We start from the raw sequence: 16,860 nt of genomic DNA, 5'->3' as shown, positions 1-16,860 counted from the left end.
TTCATAATAGCATTATTTTTCAAGATTGCTAGCATATATATTTTCTTTTGAAAGAAGGATTTCATAATCTTGTTCTTGTAGTCATGTTTTATGTCCAAAGTCATATATTGAATTTGTAACACCCTATATGGTATATGCTCAAGGAGGGATGAGAGAATGAAATGTCCGGCGTGTCAGACGGAAAATGCAGCAGAGGCAAAGTTTTGCGGGAATTGTGGACATTCGTTGACGGAGGAAGTAGTAGCGAGTGATGCACAGGAAGAAGGTGAGCAACAAGCACGCGTAGCACAAGTAAAGGAAAATCGACCAAATGAAACGGTAGAGCAAGCGAAGCGATTTGCGAGTGGCTATTTTCAATTCTTTAAACACGCATTACAAGCACCGACGGCGATTATGAAAAGCGGCAATATTGAAGTGCGAAATGGAATTACAAACCTTGTACTTATTTGTTTTTTAGGAGCGTGTATTTTTTATAGAATAATGAGCGCAGCGGCGAATGTTACAAGAACATTTGCACCGGATGTATCTACGCCTTCTTTCTTTGGGGAGTCTATAAAGGTCTTTTTATTTTTACTAATTTTAACTTTATTTGTCGGATTTATTATTTTTGTAAGTGGGAAAATGATGAAATCATCTTTTTCGTTTCTTGAAGTATTCGGTATATGGGGAACGATAGCGACGCCAGCTATTGCGATATTAGTTCTTTCGTTTCTTTTTAGCTTTTTATTAATCTTTTTCTTACCAATCTTATTAGGGCTGGCTACAACGTATGTGGGAATTAGTATTATTGTAGCTACAGTAAAACTAGATAACGGTGGATTAGATCTTGTTTACACTCTTTTTATTGCAAATGTTTTCATCGGAATTGCAACGTTTATCGTGTTTTGGTCTTACATAAACACGATAATTCAAACCTTTACACAGGGATTAACTGGCCTCTAAAGAAAAGGTGGTTGAATGGATGAATGTATGTACAAAGTGTGGGACTCAGTTTGAAGACGATGTGCAATTTTGTCAAAACTGCGGTAAGAAGAGGGAAAAACCTGTAATAAAGAAGAAAATGAGCAGCGGTACAAAAGTTGGCATTACACTTTTAGCACTACTTGTTATAGCGATTGCCGGTTTGTATGTATATGGATCGTCGTATTATACGCAGGCTGCGCAAGTAGATCGGATGATTACTATTGTACAAGAGCGGGACGGGGAGAAGTTAGCTGAAATCGTCACGGCAGATGATCCATCAGTTATTGTAACGAGAGAGGGTTTAATGCCACTATTTTCGTATATAAAAGAAAATCCATCTTACGTGAATGAATTGAAGGACTATTTGAGGCAAGGTGAAAAACGAGGGGACGGAATCGAAAGAGCAGATTTTTCGTTAACGAAAGATGGGAAGTATTTCTTTTTATTTGATCGGTATAAATTGAAAGCGAAGACGTACTATACGACGTTGCTTTCAAATGAAAAAGGTACATCTTTAAAAATGAACGGAAAAGAAATTGATAAAACAGATGACAAAAAGTTTGAGAAGCAATATGGACCGTTTCTTCCAGGGACTCAAGTGTTTCAAGCAGAATATAAAAATGACTATGTGAAACTATCACGTGAAGAAAAGGTTGTACTTATGAAACAAGGTCAAAATAACGTAACGATAGATTTAACGTTGCAAGGGAAATATATTACAGTGCAAACGAACGCACCTGGTGCAACATTGTACGTGAATCAAAAACCAGTTACAGCGCTAGCGGGAGAAGAAATTACGTGGGGACCGGTAGCAACTGATGGAAGTACGACGATTTATTTAGAACGAAATGGAGAAAATGGAAGGGAAACGACGAAGGTAGAAACGGTAACGGCACTTCCGTCTTATAATCTTCCATTCCAAAAGAAAAGCACAGAAAAAACAGTTGTTTATAATGTTACTCCTCCGCCCACGACTCGGTATGTATATAATGGTTTCATCTTCCCGGATAGTGATATTCGAAAGTTAACGAGTACGGACTTAACATATGTATCGAAAGAACAATTGAAAATAGCGAGAAACGAAATATACGCAAGACATGGACATATTTTTCAAACGAAAGATATGCAAGCGTACTTTTCAAAACAGACTTGGTATAGAGAAAATCCGTATTTTTCAGGAACGTTAACGGATATTGAGTCTTATAATGTGGAACTAATCAAATCAAGAGAATAAAACACGTGAAAAAGGTACAGTGCATAACTGTACCTTTTCTATGTTTTTTTAGCTGGACCAGGATCCCTTGAGAAAAAGATATGAAAGAGGAATGTGACTTTACTTGCCCCTCCTGACGTACTTGCTTGCACATCAGATAAGGAGCTAGACGTTAAAGCAGCTTCGGAACGAGGAGGAACGATTATGTTGAGAGCATCATCTGATTCTGATGATATAGTAACTGTTATTGTATCCTCAGAAAAATTTACAATTTTAACAGTACCGACTGGGAAAATCGATTTGGCAGCGTGTGATGCAGAAGCGAAGCGAGTCGCTTTCCAAATAGTTTGTGAGAAAGTGTCATTGTCAGATAGCCAAGCACGAGCACTGTATAAAGTTGTGTTAATGGAAAACTCTTGTTCAAGCGGAAGGGCGGGTCTCGGTTCTATCGGTTCCTCTGGAAGCTGGACGAGAAGGCCAGCGCACATATATGTTTCACCTACTTTCCATAGCTACTGTTATAGCATATTAAACATGTTGTTTATAAGACACGACGGCTACCTATTCAGGCATAGGTTTGTGCACTAAATTTGAAGATGAAATTTTCTTTCTTTACAATGGAAGTAGGTGTTATTTCTATAAAATATGGAAAACGTAAAGAGTATGTAAAAAAGAAGGAGTGGTAAAGTGAACTATGTCATTATTGGCGGAGATGCAGCTGGTATGAGTGCAGCGATGCAAATTGTTAGAAACGATGAAACTGCAAATGTTGTGACGTTAGAAAAAGGTGAAATTTATTCGTACGCGCAGTGTGGACTACCGTATGTCATTAGTGGTGCTATCGCTTCAACGGAAAAATTAATTGCGCGTAATGTAAAGACGTTTCGTGATAAATATGGAATTGATGCGAAAGTACGACATGAAGTAACGAAAGTAGATACGGAAAAGAAAATCGTGTACGCAGAGCATACGAAGACGAAAGATGTTTTTGAATTTCCGTACGATCGATTATTAATTGCGACTGGAGTGCGTCCTGTTATGCCAGAATGGGAAGGTCGAGATTTGCAAGGCATTCATCTTTTAAAAACAATTCCAGATGCTGAGCGCATATTAAAAACGCTGGAAACGAATAAAGTTGAGGATGTAACCATTATTGGCGGCGGTGCGATAGGACTGGAGATGGCAGAAACATTCGTCGAACTGGGTAAGAAAGTAAGAATGATTGAGAGAAATGATCATATCGGTACGATTTACGATGCAGATATGGCTGAATATATACATAAAGAAGCAGGTAAACATCATATTGAAATTTTAACGAATGAAAATGTAAAAGCATTTAAAGGAAATGAAAGAGTGGAACAAATTGAAACGGACAAAGGAACGTATAAAGCAGATCTTGTTTTAGTGTCGGTTGGAGTGAAGCCAAATACTCATTTTCTTGAAGGAACAAATATACGTACAAATTATAAAGGGGCAATTGAAGTAAATGCATATATGCAAACGAATGTGCAGGACGTATATGCAGCTGGTGATTGCGCGACGCATTACCACGTTATAAAAGAAATTCATGACCATATTCCAATTGGAACGACTGCCAATAAACAAGGGCGACTTGCTGGACTAAATATGCTGGATAAACGAAGAGCATTTAAAGGTACGTTAGGAACAGGTATTATTAAATTTATGGATTTGACGCTCGCAAGAACAGGCTTAAATGAAAAAGAAGCAAAAGGACTACATATTCCGTATAAAACGGTCAAAGTAGATTCTACAAATATGGCGGGCTATTATCCAAATGCGAAACCACTTTATTTGAAATTACTATATCGCTCTGACACGAAACAATTATTAGGCGGACAAGTAATTGGAGAAGAAGGTGTAGATAAACGAATTGATGTGATCGCAATGGCACTTTTCAATAAAATGAGCATTCACGAGTTAGAAGATGTTGACCTAAGTTACGCACCACCATATAACAGCGTTTGGGATCCAATTCAGCAAGCGGCAAGGCGAGCGGAATAGCACTTTTTAAGTGCTATTTTTTTGCAAAGGTAGGTAAACTTTTGTAGCGAATAATAAAGAGGGGGGAAACAGTTACATATAGGGAAGGGGATCATTAAAAATGTTTGTAACACTTCAAACAGTTCAAGAATCAGAAAAAGAAATATTACGTAATTTGTACGCACTATATCTTCATGACCTCTCGACATTCACTCCTAATATAAAGATTGGGGCAAATGGATTTTTTGAATACGAAGATTTGCACATGTTTTGGCAAAATGACGGAATCACTCCGTATTTTATTAAAAGTGATAATGAGATTGTAGGATTTTTATTACTACTGGAACGCCCGTTTTTGAAGAAGGAAAACGACTTTGGCATAAATGACATTTTCATATTGAATCAGTACAAGGGGAAAGGAATCGGTAAAAGAGTTATTGAGAATGTATTAAAAGAGAAACGAGGACAGTATTTCGTTATCGAACTTGTGAAAAATGTACCAGCAGTTTCTTTTTGGAAGAAAGTATATAGGGAGCTAAACATCGAATTTGATGAGAAAACACAGTTAATCGATGATGAAGAATGTCTCGTTCAAACGTTTAAAATATAATGAAATCGATGCTCCTAGTATATTACTTTGAAATTTAACTTTATCCCGCGTTAACGGACAGTAAAACTCCCACCTCAAAATTCAGTTGGGGCAAAGAAGTTAGGTGGGAGATCAACTGTCCGTTAACGTCCGATTGGTGAAGGCTAATAATCAGTGGGGGATGAACAAAACCCCCACTGATTAAAGTTTCACTTTATTGCGAATATACCGTTCACCCTTGAAAACATAGTACTTATCGCTTATATTTTCATATAGTATTTATTTTTAATAAAGCAATGAACGAACCAGGGGGCACAGTATGGCAATTAACATGAAAACAATCGAAGAATGGATTGCTGAATCAAACGCAAGACAAGAAGAAGACTTTGGACATGTTGTGGAAGAGATGAAAGAAGTATGCGTCGGACTTGATAATGCGACATTAATTTATACGAAAAACGTATTTTGTTTCGGTAAGAAAGTAGAAGTATTGTTCTTCTTCCAAGACCATGTCGTGATCGGACAAGAAAAAGATGAATATGTTGAAATTGAAAAATTAAAGTATGATGCGATTACAAATAGTAACTTAAAAACAAATGACAAAAATACAACGTTAGAATTAAAGTTTGCTAACGGACAATCTATCAATTTAGATAGTTTAAATGATAACTACGGTACGAAAAATTGGTTATTTGCGAGACAAATTAAGAGTATTTTTAAGTTAATCTAGTAAAAAAGCAGGCCTCAAAGGGCCTGCTTTTTTATTTGTTTCCTATCACACAAAGGCATCCTCTTTCTTCGTAACATTTCACACTTTTAAACCCTGTTTTATAAAATAAGTTTATTAATTCTTCATTCGTTTTACATTTCTCCATATGATATTGAATTTTGAAAGTCTCGGCCACTAATAAAAAGGATCCGTTCGGTTGTAAGACGCGAAATACTTCGTTTATATCTTGTTCCACATCAGGCCAAAAGTAGTGTGTTTGAAAAGCGGTAATGAGATCGAAGAAGTTCGTATGATAGGGAATAGAAGAGACACTGGCTTGTTGAACAATGACTTTTTGGTTTTGAACATCTTTTATATTCGTCTGTATAGAATTTTTTACAGCTTGACCGGAGTAATCAATTCCGTATATTTTACCAAACGGAATTCGTTTTGAAAGAGTATGTATTGTTTTACCTCCGCCACAGCCGATATCTAATATGATTGCATCTTTCTTTATATGTACTTTCTGTAATGCCCAATTTGTTAGTCTCGTATGTGCACTGTTCATAATACAAAGCATGGAAGAACCAATTGTCCCGCGAGGATTTTTTGCCTGCTGGATTAATCGTTGTAAAATACTCAAGTTAAGCTCTCCTTTTATGTAAGAATATATACTCATTTCGCTTTTTATAAATTAAGTCCTTTAAAAAAAGCACGCCGTCCATCGGCGTGCTTCTAATTACGTAAATCCCCTTTTAACCAATTCCGTGCTCGATACGCCCCGACAGGAATTTGAATGAGAGACGTTTCATTCCCGACATCTATCCCGTATAACTGATCACATGAATTTGTATCAAAACTTAGTAATGGATGCCCGCCCATTCCCATCGCGGTTGCGGCGAAAACGAGTCTATGAACGAGTATACCAGCTTCCATTTGGTGAATGCGATATCCTCTATAGCCTAATGCATTTGTATAGTAATCTTTCTTTCCGACCACATGTAGGCAAAGCGGTACTTGAAAAAGATTTACGTTATCCATCGTCATACTCGATTGAAGGGGATAACGAAGGTCTCCATATCGAAGTGGTTGTATGGAATGAGTTTTACTGTTGTAAGCATAAGCGCCGTTTTCTATATCTTTTACGTTATAAAAGCATCCATATAAGGAGACTCGCGCATTTGCATTTACATACTGACCATCAAGGTCGTTGTAGTAAGGGAAGGAGAGGCTCGCTTCTTGTAGTAAAGTAGCGAGCCCTGCTGCATCCCATTTCGTTACAGTGAAGTCAGCATCAGGGGAATACCGTTCTTTACAAAGTTGTAAGAAATCATATGATAACCGTTCTACTTGCGGCAACTGTATAGCGTGCGCATGATGTTGATAGTGCTCTTCATGATGTAGTGTTCGGAAGTGTGCTGTCGATTCAATCATAGAAGCTTCATTTATTTTTGTTATCCTAGGATGCTTATCTACTTGCTTTGATCGAACGAAATGTTCGTGTGCTAACGGCGGAATTTGCTGCAGTAATTCATGAGAAGTAACCGTGTTATTATGATGATCATCATTGTGAAACCAATTATTTTGAGGCTCTGTACTTAAAGGAACAACAGCATACACGCTTTCTTCGCCTTCTGACAGTCCGAGTAAATGATTGATTGCACGGTCTAGAAACTGAAAATATACGCCATTTGTGTAACCGAATTGTTTGGCACATGCAAGTAATTGTCCGATGAGAACACCACTATCTAATCCTTGAAGCCGATATGAAAAATTATTGTATTTAAAGTAGTTTTTCCAAAACATAGTGGATACGAATGTAGCACCGAAACAAGACTGTATGTTACAACGATTGCCGAGTGCTTCCGAAAGATAAGAATCGAAATTTCCTTCGCGAAGTAAAATAAGTCGGTGGTGCGCAGCGTCGTAATGGTAAAGACCGTCTGGATAATCGTCAATCTTTAAATATATATACAATTCATTCGGATATAAAGCGCCACCTGAAGGGATAGATCTTCGGAATAAAATTTTTTCGCTATTTAGCTGACATAATTGTGTTAAACCAAATGAGGCCCAAAGGTAATGACCAATCTCCTTCAAAGTAGGTGTAGTAGAAGAGTTAGGTAAAGATAATGGGATTTCTAAAGGGAGAGGGATGACAGGTACATTTCTATATAATTTATAAGGAAGCGGTGCATCTTCCCAGTCCACTTCATGATTCGGCATAATTTCATCGATCGAAAAATGAAGATGATGTAAAAAAGTATCCAGCTGCATAGAATCCCCTCCTTTACTATGGAAACGGGTGCGGATGTGGATTTAATTGTTCATTCGTTAAAGGCTCAGCGCTATATCCAAGCGTCATCGGTACGGTATACACTCTATCTAGTCCTGTAACACGAGTGAGATGGTGACCGAACGTCATCGGTAGCATGCCTGGAATAATGACTTTTACACAATGTAATCCGTTTTTTTCTATAAGAGGTACGGTTTGATCTACAACGATTACTTCAAGTCCAGCTTGCTGTAGACGGTTTAAAAGTTGATGAAGATCGGATGTTAAATCTAGATCAAATGATTGTAACCCGTTCATTTCTTGGAACGATTGCACCGGTGCATCGTCACGTAAAAGGAAGTGAAGACGTTCTTCCGCTTCTTTCAATCCGTACAGCATACTATGGTCTTCCATTTTATTTACGAGATAAGGGTCTTGTAAGCAGTTTTCGTAGTGCTCTCTTTTTTGTTCGAGTTCATCGTCTGTTATTAGTAACATGCCTGCTATTTCATGGATGGCACTCTTTAAAGCGCGGACAGGGTCTAAATGAGAGCCTCCCGCACAAACAACGTTCATTCCATTTTCACGCGTATTTTTCGCAATTACCCATAAGCTTGGGATACCGTGTTCCATCGTTGCGTTAAAAGCATGTAACTCATATCCAGTAATCGTGTACAGCCGCTGAATCATTAATTGTAATTCCGTATCATTTGCTGAACTAAGGTCAAGGCGGGGGAGAGGTAATTCCGCATACCAAGTGAGCAAAAAGGCGTCACGCTCTACAATTTCTAAAATGCCGTGAAAAATTGCTTCTTCTAAACTACCACCAATAGCACACCCATTTGATGTTTCATATACGTAAGCATCTCGATGACCGAGGCTATAATAAGCAATTGATTCAGGAACTAAAAGCGGTCTGTTTTGTGATAAAGAATATCCCCATACCCAGTTTTGCTCATAATCAGGATTAAACGGCTTAAATGGAAAACTATCGCGATTGTAATGTTCATTGGTATGTACACCGAGTGAGAGGGGATTCAGTGCATGATCCTCTAACTCACGAAAACTGCCGTGTACATTTGTCTTTTTTCCTCGAGGTGACATACCACAATATCGTTCTAAACCTTCTAAAATAGCAGTTGCTTCACTTATTGCGAATGAATGAGTTCGGCCTGCGACACCTTCATTTCCAAACATTAATGGCATGTTTATAATAACGTCAGCAAATGGTAATAAAGAATGCTGCATTTTTCCGTTTAACATACCGACCCGGTAATCTAAGTAATCTCTCGTTAAAAATGTGTTTAGTTCATGAATGGAACGGCAGCGATAAGTTGCTTCGCTTGTTTTTAAGCTCGGTTGTAACGAAATCGTTGCTGCATCTGCTGTATCATCAGGCAAATTGCTACATACAGGGCAGAGCGGATCGGGAAGAAAATAATGCCGCGAACATTGCAGTGTTTGTAAGTTTAGTAAAATGAGTTCATTTTCTAAAGAAGAATGGTGATGAGTTAATATTTTCTCTGTTTCTGCACGAATAAGATGGCACATTTGTAACATACCATTTTGGGTGGCGCGTACATCACGCCTTGTGACATTGTCTGCTTTTAACGCATATTTCCGTTGTAGTTCCCACATTTCTTGTTGATCAAAGCCAGCGATAAACCGGCGTCCATCAGAGCAGTTGGAACAGCCAGTTGCAAGAGGATGAATGTAAGGACCGATAATACCTTCACCAAATGAAGTGAATGCACGTAGCCATGGAATATGATTCGATCGAAACATTAGCTCGGCATCATGATGAATAGAAGAAGGGGAGCCATCATATAGTACGAGAGCGAGATGAATATTTTCAGGGAGTTCTTCTGTAAGGCTATGTTGACGAATGATAGAATATTGTTTGCATAGTTGATCATGTACATAGTTTGCAAGTAAGCCATCTCCTATAAGTAATATATTTTGAGTCATAGACTGTCCTCCTTTGCAATTAATACCCCGTACACACCATCTAAATTTTCTTTCAAAAATGGTTCAATAGCCAAATCAAAAACGAATGGATAAAAATTATGTTCTTCTAAATGTTGCAAGGCAAGCTGTACAGATTGCGTGCTTGGAATCTCTTCTTCCGCTTGTATTTCTAACCTAAAAGAATCCGTGTCATATAAAATAATAGAGGATTCCGGCAAGATATTAGCTCTGTATGGAGTCTCTTCATTTTGAATATGAAGAAGGGATAGTTGTAGTGCGTTTCGTAACGCTAATGTTGTATTAATATTAGATGCGCCGTACCATCGATCATTTATACCGATCCAAACGACTGGAAAGCTGAGAATCTCTTCACTTACTGCTATTTTAGGTGTTTCATGAATTGTAGCGAGAGCATCGTAATAAAATCTACAATGTTTATCATGAATTTCGGTTAAGTCGACCGTCGTAATTTCTTCTAGCATATGTGACTGTCGCTCATATAATTTATTATTTAAATGTTGTTGTAGCGCCCGGTATACACCTTCTGTCATCGTTTCTCCAGCGCCAATACCGATATCATTATGTTCAGGAATAAGGCGGTGCATAATTTCCGCGACATAAGTTTCAATTCCTGCTAAACCAGCTTCTCGGCGTGCTTCATTATGAGTCAAACCACCACAAGTCATAAGAGGCAGGAGGGAAGCAGGGCCATCTGATAGTGGAGTAGCTACTTGAATATTGCATTGTGATAACGGTAATTGATATAGATCTTGTTCATCCCATACATGGAATAAACCAGCTTCTTTAGAAGTTAATGAGTCGAAAAAACGGAATAAATCAGTTGAGGTATGTTGGTTGGACCGATGCTCAAGTTTTTCAGAAAGATTTTCTATCGTATCAATTGTAAAACTTTCATCAGTTGCGAGAGGATGTTTTATAAAAGGATGCCATGCTCCTTCGAGTGTTTCGTAATTTAATAAAAAGAATTGTGGTTCTTTTTCTCGGTAAGAATCATCAGCGACATGCTTAAGTAATTCAAATACGATTACATTTGCTAACATTGCAGATGGAAGTGGTGAAAAGGATGCTGATGAATGTTCATTTTGTAAAGTCGTTTCATGTAGCCGGTGCCATGCGGACTCCCAGCATTCTTCATGATTAGCTGTTACGATAGGACCAGCTATACCAAGTGCTGATAAACAGACGGCTGGTATGAAGTTCTTTCCTATTTCTCTACAAATCGTGTGAACTGCTCTTAAACCTTCAATATCTCCATTTTGAGAAACGTACAAAATCCAGTCGAAAGGCTCGAACACTTCATGCAGGGGACGATCGATTGTCGTATCAATTTCTTGAACAAGTACAGTATCATCAACTTCATTTGCAAGTTCTACTAGCTCATGAATGCGGTCGTAATTTGTTTCCTCATAATCTGTAACAAGGTAATGAAAGGTAGGTAATCCTGATTCTAATAAAGAAGAAACTAAGGAAGTAAGCATATCTCCAGAACCAATTATAAGGACGTTTGCCTCGCGGTACGTTTCGAATTTTAGAGCACCTGAATGAGAATCAGCTTCTAAAAATTCAATTTGTGAAGCGTATCTATCAAGTAATGCGCTATTTAATTCATGAGGTGCATCTTGACTGACATCCCGAACGAAACCATTTTCATATAAAATCTCTCCGATTTCAAATACACGATTTTGATAGGGGAGAGGGAGACCATCGGTTATTTCTGCTAAAGAGTAATTACCGTCAAACATTGGCATTAATTTTTCAATCCAGTTGTAAATTCCATCACCGTCCATACGAAACGAACTGGCGTTATTTCGAAAATAGACACCCCCGTTTGAGTCGGGGAGGAAGAAAGTATCCTTATTAGCTTTAAGCTTTGCATCAATTGGAAGGTTACTCATTTTAATCCTCCTTACGTTTTAAGCATACATTATTAGCTTATGTTATGAAATTTGTCCCGTATGAACGCAATAAAGTGAAACTTTAATCAGTGGGGGGGTCTTCATCCCCCACTGATTATTAGTTGAACCAATCGGACTTTAATGGGCAGCCCGACCCCCACCTAACTTCGTTGCTTTCGCTGAATTTTGAGGTGGGGGTCTTACTGCCCATTAAAGCGGGATAAAAAAAGGCTGTAGAATGATTCATTCTACAGCCTGTAATAGATTATTAATCTATCAACCTTCTAATAATAATGATTTTGGATCTTCAAGCATATCTTTAACAGCAACAAGGAAGCTAACTGCTTCTTTACCATCAACAATACGGTGATCGTAAGATAAAGCGATGTACATCATTGGACGGTTTTCCATACGTTCTGCATCAATTGCAACTGGACGTACTTGGATTTTGTGCATTCCTAAAATACCAACTTGTGGGCTGTTTAGGATCGGTGTTGACATAAGAGAACCGAACACACCACCGTTTGTAATTGTGAATGTACCACCTTGTAGTTCTTTTAACGAAAGTTTGTTGTCACGTGCTTTCATACCTAAATTACGAATTTCGCTTTCGATTTCAGCGAAGTTTAATTGGTTAGCATCGCGTACAACTGGAACAACTAATCCATCTGGAGCTGCTACTGCAATACCGATATCATAGAATTTTTTAATGATAAGCTCGTCGCCTTGAATTTCAGCATTTAATAATGGGAATTGTTTTAATGCTGCAACAACAGCTTTTGTGAAGAATGACATGAAACCAAGACGTACATCATGTTTTTTCTCGAAAGCGTCTTTACGCTCTTTACGTAATTCCATGATTGCAGTCATATCAACTTCGTTAAATGTTGTTAACATTGCAGATGTTTGTTGAACTTCTACAAGGCGTTTTGCAATTGTTTGACGGCGGCGGGACATTTTCACGCGCTCAACTGGTTTTTCAAATTCCGTTTTTGCAACTGGAGCAGGAGCTGGACTTTTTGGAGCAGCTGGTGCTTCTTTTGGTGCTGCAGCATGAGCTTGTACATCGTGTGGTCTCACACGTCCAAGTGGATCTGTGCTGCGTACGTCATTTAAGTCGATTCCTAATTCACGAGCCATTTTTCTAGCAGCTGGTGATGCGATAGGACGGTTCGTATTTGGTAAACCTTGTAAAGTTGCAGCTTGCTCAGTAGTTGGAGCCGCAGCTTTCGGTGCTTCAGTTGTTTCTTGTTTGGGTTGCTCAGCCACTGGTGCAGGTGTACTTACTGCAACTGGTGCTCCGTTTGCATCTAAAATTGCGATAGTTGCGCCAACTTCAACTGTATCCCCAGGTTCGCCTAGTAACTTCGATACAATACCTGAATCTTCTGCAATGATTTCTACATTGACTTTATCAGTTTCAAGCTCAACAACGCTGCCACCTTTCTCAACTTTGTCGCCTACGTTGATAAGCCATTGTGAGATAGTTCCTTCAGTAATAGATTCTGCAAGCTCAGGTACTTTAATTTCGATCATTTTAAATGTCCTCCCCTTATTTGCCTAACGGTGTGTTTTTTCTTCTTTTGTCTTCGGTAATCTCCATTTGTTAGCCTGCCACCCGGCAGAATATCTGTCCGGGGAGCAAGCTAGAAACCTTCATTGTTACTTTTTAGTTGCTGAAAACTTCAATTTCTTGTTTATCTTGACGGAAGTTATACTTCACATCTAAAGCGTGTGCAACGATTAATTCTTGCTCAGCTTTGTGAGCGAATGGATCGCCGCCAGATGGGCTAGAGCGATCTGGGCGTCCAATGTAACCTGTTTTCACTTTATCTCCAGCAAGTTCAAACAGAATTGGAGCCATGTAATGCCATGCGCCCATATTACGAGGTTCTTCTTGAACCCAAATAATTTCTTCTAAGTTTTTAAAGCGTTTAATAATAGATTGAACTTTCTCAGCAGGGAATGGGTACAGCTGTTCAATACGAACGACATGAACTTCATCTAAGTTATACTCATGTTTACCAGACTCAATTTCTGCTGCTAAGTCAATTGCCATTTTACCTGTGCTTAAAACAAGACGTTTTACTTTATTTGGTTTCGTGCCAAGGTTTTCTTGTTCTAGAGCAGGCTGGAAACGTCCTTCGCTTAACTGACTAGCAGTTGAAAGCGTAAGTGGGTGACGTAATAAACTCTTCGGCGTCATCAATACTAATGGTCGAACAGCTTCTGTTCCTAAGATAGATGCTTGGCGACGTAAAATATGGAAGTATTGTGCCGCGCTCGTTAAGTTTGCAACTGTCCAGTTATTCTCAGCAGCTAACTGTAAGAATCGCTCAGGACGTGCACTAGAGTGCTCTGGTCCTTGACCTTCATAACCGTGCGGTAATAGAAGAACTAAACCAGATTTTTGACCCCATTTTGCTCTTCCAGCTGAAACATATTGATCAAATAATGCTTGCGCAGTATTTGAGAAGTCGCCATATTGCGCTTCCCACATAACAAGAGTTTCTGGAGCGAATACGTTATAACCATACTCGTAACCAACAACAGCAGCTTCTGATAACGGACTGTTATGAACAGAGAATGAAGCGTTGATGTTTGGTAAGCGATGCAATGGTGAATATGTTTCATTTGTATCAGTATCGTGTAATACGATATGACGGTGTGCGAATGTACCACGCTGTGAATCTTGACCAGTTAAACGAATTGGCGTACCTTCTTGTAAAATAGAAGCGAATGCTAATGACTCAGCAAGTGCCCATTCAATTTTACCGTTCTCTTCAAGAGCATCTTTACGGCGCTCAAGAATTTTCTTCACTTTTGGATATACGTTAAAGCCTTCTGGCCAAGATAGTAGACCTTCATTAATTGCACGAAGTGAGTCAATCTCAACACCAGTATCAATTGGCTGAATGCCTTTTGCAACAACATCTGGCACTTTAACATGAATTGTTGCATCGCTCGTATCAGCTGGTGGTACTTGTGCATAGTCGGATTTTAATTGCTCTTGTATAAACTGTGTAATTGTTTCAACCTCATCTGCATTTAGAACACCAGCAGCTTGTAATTGATCTGCATAAATCGCTCTTACAGTTGGGTGGTTTTTAATCTTTTTGTATACTTGTGGCTGCGTAACTGCTGGATCATCCATTTCGTTATGACCGTAGCGGCGGTAACCAATTAAATCGATTAAGAAGTCTTTTTTGAACAGTGTACGATATTGAATCGCAAGGTTAGCAGCAGCAAGACAAGCTTCTGGATCATCAGCGTTCACGTGAACAATTGGAATATCGAAACCTTTTGCAAGGTCACTTGAATATTTCGTAGAACGAGAATCATAGCTATCAGTTGTAAAACCAACTGCATTGTTTGCGATAACATGGATTGTTCCACCCGTTTGGTACGCGTTCAATCTGCTTAAGTTCAACGTTTCAGATACAATACCTTGACCAGGGAATGCAGCATCACCATGAACTAAAATTACGAATGATTTTGAAGTGTCTTGTTCTGGAAGACCAGATTTTTTACGATTTTCTTGAGCCGCACGTGCGAAACCTTCCACAACAGGGTTAACGAACTCAAGGTGACTCGGGTTATTTGCTAATGTAACGCGAGTACTAACTTCTTCGTTACTAACGACTTGTTCTCTACCTAAATGGTATTTCACGTCGCCAGTCCAGCCAGAGTTAGCCACTGCGCCTTCTATTTTTGCATGTTTGAACTCAGCAAACATGTGACTATATGGTTTTTCTAATACGTGTGCAAGTACGCTTAGACGACCGCGGTGAGCCATACCAATCATGACATCTTCTACGCCGCTTTTAGCACCTTCTAGCACAATTTCATCTAGAACAGGTACAAGCATATCAACGCCCTCGATAGAGAAACGTTTTTGCCCAACGAATGTTTTATGCAAGAATTGCTCGAAACCTTCAACAGCTGTTAAACGTTTTAAAAGAGCAGTTCGTTTTTTATTTGATAGTGGTTGACGCAATGAATTTGATTCCACCATTTGATGCAACCACGCGCGTTCTTCACTATCTTGTATATGAGAAAATTCATAAGCTAAAGATTTTGTATAAACGTCTTTTAATCTATGAATTACATCAAGTGCAGTGTGAATACCTTCTGGTGCATCTTGCCATACTGTCTTTGCTGGAATCGCTTTCAAGTCAGCATCGCTCAGTTCGTTCATTGCTTTCTCAAGAAGAGATTGTCCATTTGCAGCATCTTCCATCGGATTGATGTGAGCCAACGTATGCCCGAAAGAACGAATCTGTTCAACAAGCTGAACGACTTTAAGAATTTTTTCAATGTTCCCTGTGTTTTGAGGAGAAAAATGTGTTGCTGTGTTGTCCCCTGTTACGACATCATCTTGAAACGAAGGAGCTCCAAAAATTTCAAAAAGCTCTTGTAATTCCGGATCAACAGAACCTGCTCCAGTTACGTAAAGATCATACTGCTCAATAACATAACCAAGGTTCGGACCGTGGAACTTGGCCCAAGGGTTTGTCGTTGTATTCTTCCTCGTCATTTGTTTAAACCTCCCAATGCATATAATCCTTTTCCATACAAAAGGTGCATTTTGCTCTTTTCAATAATTGATGAACCAATAATCAATGTAAATGTTTTCTTTACTCTTATGTTATTACAATAATTTACATAATACCAAACACTATTACTTATCTGTTTTGTAAAAAAACATTCACAATAACTTATCACCCAAGTTAATCTTTCATGTTATAAAGTAATTTTACAGAAAAATGGGGTGGATATATTTGGTATACCTATACGAATAACTAAAATTGTTGCATGTAAATATAAGTATAATAGTTAGAATGTTTTGATAAAGAGAGTTCGAATTATGTATATTGAAATAATAAGCGCTTTCATTGATATTATACAACAATATAACGGAATATAGTATAAAAAATAAAAAATTATGAATTTATCGTAAACTTTATTTAGATAGTGTTAAATATCGAAAGGAAAGTGAAGGATTTCTACAAAAAAAGTTGCTAAACATAAAAAATGCTTCATAAACAGTTAGTTTCTATAAATATGACGAAAAACACTGTAAAACGGGTAACGCATTTCGTGGAATAAAGAGAGAAATGAAATATTTTAAAAGGATAAAACAAATAGGGAGATATTAAATTTTAAAAAAAGAGAGGAGGAGATATAGTAACGGTTATTTACAGTGTTCCGCGTTTCATTTCAAAA

At 38.3% G+C, this 16,860-nt stretch carries 12 protein-coding genes; 5 read left to right on the top strand and 7 right to left on the bottom strand.

What is annotated here, in order from left to right; all coding sequences use genetic code 11:
• Positions 1-156: 156 nt before the first annotated feature.
• Positions 157-942: a zinc ribbon domain-containing protein gene (locus MR115_RS17755; RefSeq protein ID WP_242242177.1), complete on the top strand. Its 786-nt coding sequence runs from the start codon at positions 157-159 to the stop codon at positions 940-942.
• 19 nt (positions 943-961) lie between these two features.
• Complete coding sequence (locus tag MR115_RS17750) at positions 962-2,197, top strand: TcaA 3rd/4th domain-containing protein (RefSeq protein WP_242242176.1); 1,236 nt, start codon at positions 962-964, stop codon at positions 2,195-2,197.
• Positions 2,198-2,235: 38 nt separating this feature from the next.
• On the opposite strand, the gene MR115_RS17745 is transcribed toward MR115_RS17750, so the two are convergent.
• The gene (locus tag MR115_RS17745) at positions 2,236-2,664 is read right to left on the bottom strand and encodes a hypothetical protein (protein ID WP_242242175.1); all 429 of its coding nucleotides are present in this window, start codon (positions 2,662-2,664) and stop codon (positions 2,236-2,238) included.
• A 199-nt stretch (positions 2,665-2,863) separates the two neighbouring features.
• On the opposite strand from MR115_RS17745, the gene MR115_RS17740 reads away from it, so the two are divergent.
• The 3 genes from MR115_RS17740 to MR115_RS17730 all read left to right on the top strand — a co-directional run bounded on the left by MR115_RS17740 (position 2,864) and on the right by MR115_RS17730 (position 5,496).
• Positions 2,864-4,198: an FAD-dependent oxidoreductase gene (locus MR115_RS17740; RefSeq protein ID WP_242242174.1), complete on the top strand. Its 1,335-nt coding sequence runs from the start codon at positions 2,864-2,866 to the stop codon at positions 4,196-4,198.
• 100 nt (positions 4,199-4,298) lie between these two features.
• On the top strand, positions 4,299-4,787 hold the full coding sequence (locus MR115_RS17735) for a GNAT family N-acetyltransferase (RefSeq protein ID WP_242242173.1): 489 nt from the start codon (positions 4,299-4,301) through the stop codon (positions 4,785-4,787).
• 298 nt (positions 4,788-5,085) lie between these two features.
• Positions 5,086-5,496 carry a DUF3908 family protein gene (locus MR115_RS17730; RefSeq protein WP_060489405.1) on the top strand — a complete coding sequence of 137 codons (411 nt, stop codon included), beginning with the start codon at positions 5,086-5,088 and terminating at the stop codon, positions 5,494-5,496.
• Positions 5,497-5,527: 31 nt separating this feature from the next.
• Here MR115_RS17730 and MR115_RS17725 read toward each other — a convergent pair whose 3' ends face one another.
• The 6 genes from MR115_RS17725 to odhA all read right to left on the bottom strand — a co-directional run bounded on the left by MR115_RS17725 (position 5,528) and on the right by odhA (position 16,171).
• Entirely contained in the window at positions 5,528-6,118 is a 591-nt protein-coding gene (locus MR115_RS17725) for a class I SAM-dependent methyltransferase (RefSeq protein WP_098586036.1), read from the bottom strand.
• Between the two features lie 92 nt (positions 6,119-6,210).
• On the bottom strand, positions 6,211-7,752 hold the full coding sequence (locus MR115_RS17720) for a SagB family peptide dehydrogenase (protein WP_242242172.1): 1,542 nt from the start codon (positions 7,750-7,752) through the stop codon (positions 6,211-6,213).
• A gap of 16 nt (positions 7,753-7,768) precedes the next feature.
• Positions 7,769-9,718: a TOMM precursor leader peptide-binding protein gene (locus MR115_RS17715; protein ID WP_242242171.1), complete on the bottom strand. Its 1,950-nt coding sequence runs from the start codon at positions 9,716-9,718 to the stop codon at positions 7,769-7,771.
• Positions 9,715-11,634 carry a putative thiazole-containing bacteriocin maturation protein gene (locus tag MR115_RS17710; RefSeq protein ID WP_242242170.1) on the bottom strand — a complete coding sequence of 640 codons (1,920 nt, stop codon included), beginning with the start codon at positions 11,632-11,634 and terminating at the stop codon, positions 9,715-9,717. The genes MR115_RS17715 and MR115_RS17710 overlap by 4 nt, the downstream gene beginning before the upstream one ends.
• 276 nt (positions 11,635-11,910) lie before the next feature.
• Positions 11,911-13,170: a 2-oxoglutarate dehydrogenase complex dihydrolipoyllysine-residue succinyltransferase gene (gene odhB, locus MR115_RS17705; RefSeq protein ID WP_073517495.1), complete on the bottom strand. Its 1,260-nt coding sequence runs from the start codon at positions 13,168-13,170 to the stop codon at positions 11,911-11,913.
• Between the two features lie 133 nt (positions 13,171-13,303).
• Positions 13,304-16,171: a 2-oxoglutarate dehydrogenase E1 component gene (odhA, locus tag MR115_RS17700; protein ID WP_242242169.1), complete on the bottom strand. Its 2,868-nt coding sequence runs from the start codon at positions 16,169-16,171 to the stop codon at positions 13,304-13,306.
• Between the last annotated feature and the right edge of the window lie 689 nt (positions 16,172-16,860).

It is taken from the genome of Bacillus cereus group sp. BfR-BA-01309 (assembly GCF_022664315.1).
In the GTDB taxonomy this organism is placed as follows: domain Bacteria; phylum Bacillota; class Bacilli; order Bacillales; family Bacillaceae_G; genus Bacillus_A; species Bacillus_A mobilis.
Note: the sequence above shows the minus strand (reverse complement) of the source record. Positions and strands in the feature narration are given on the sequence as shown.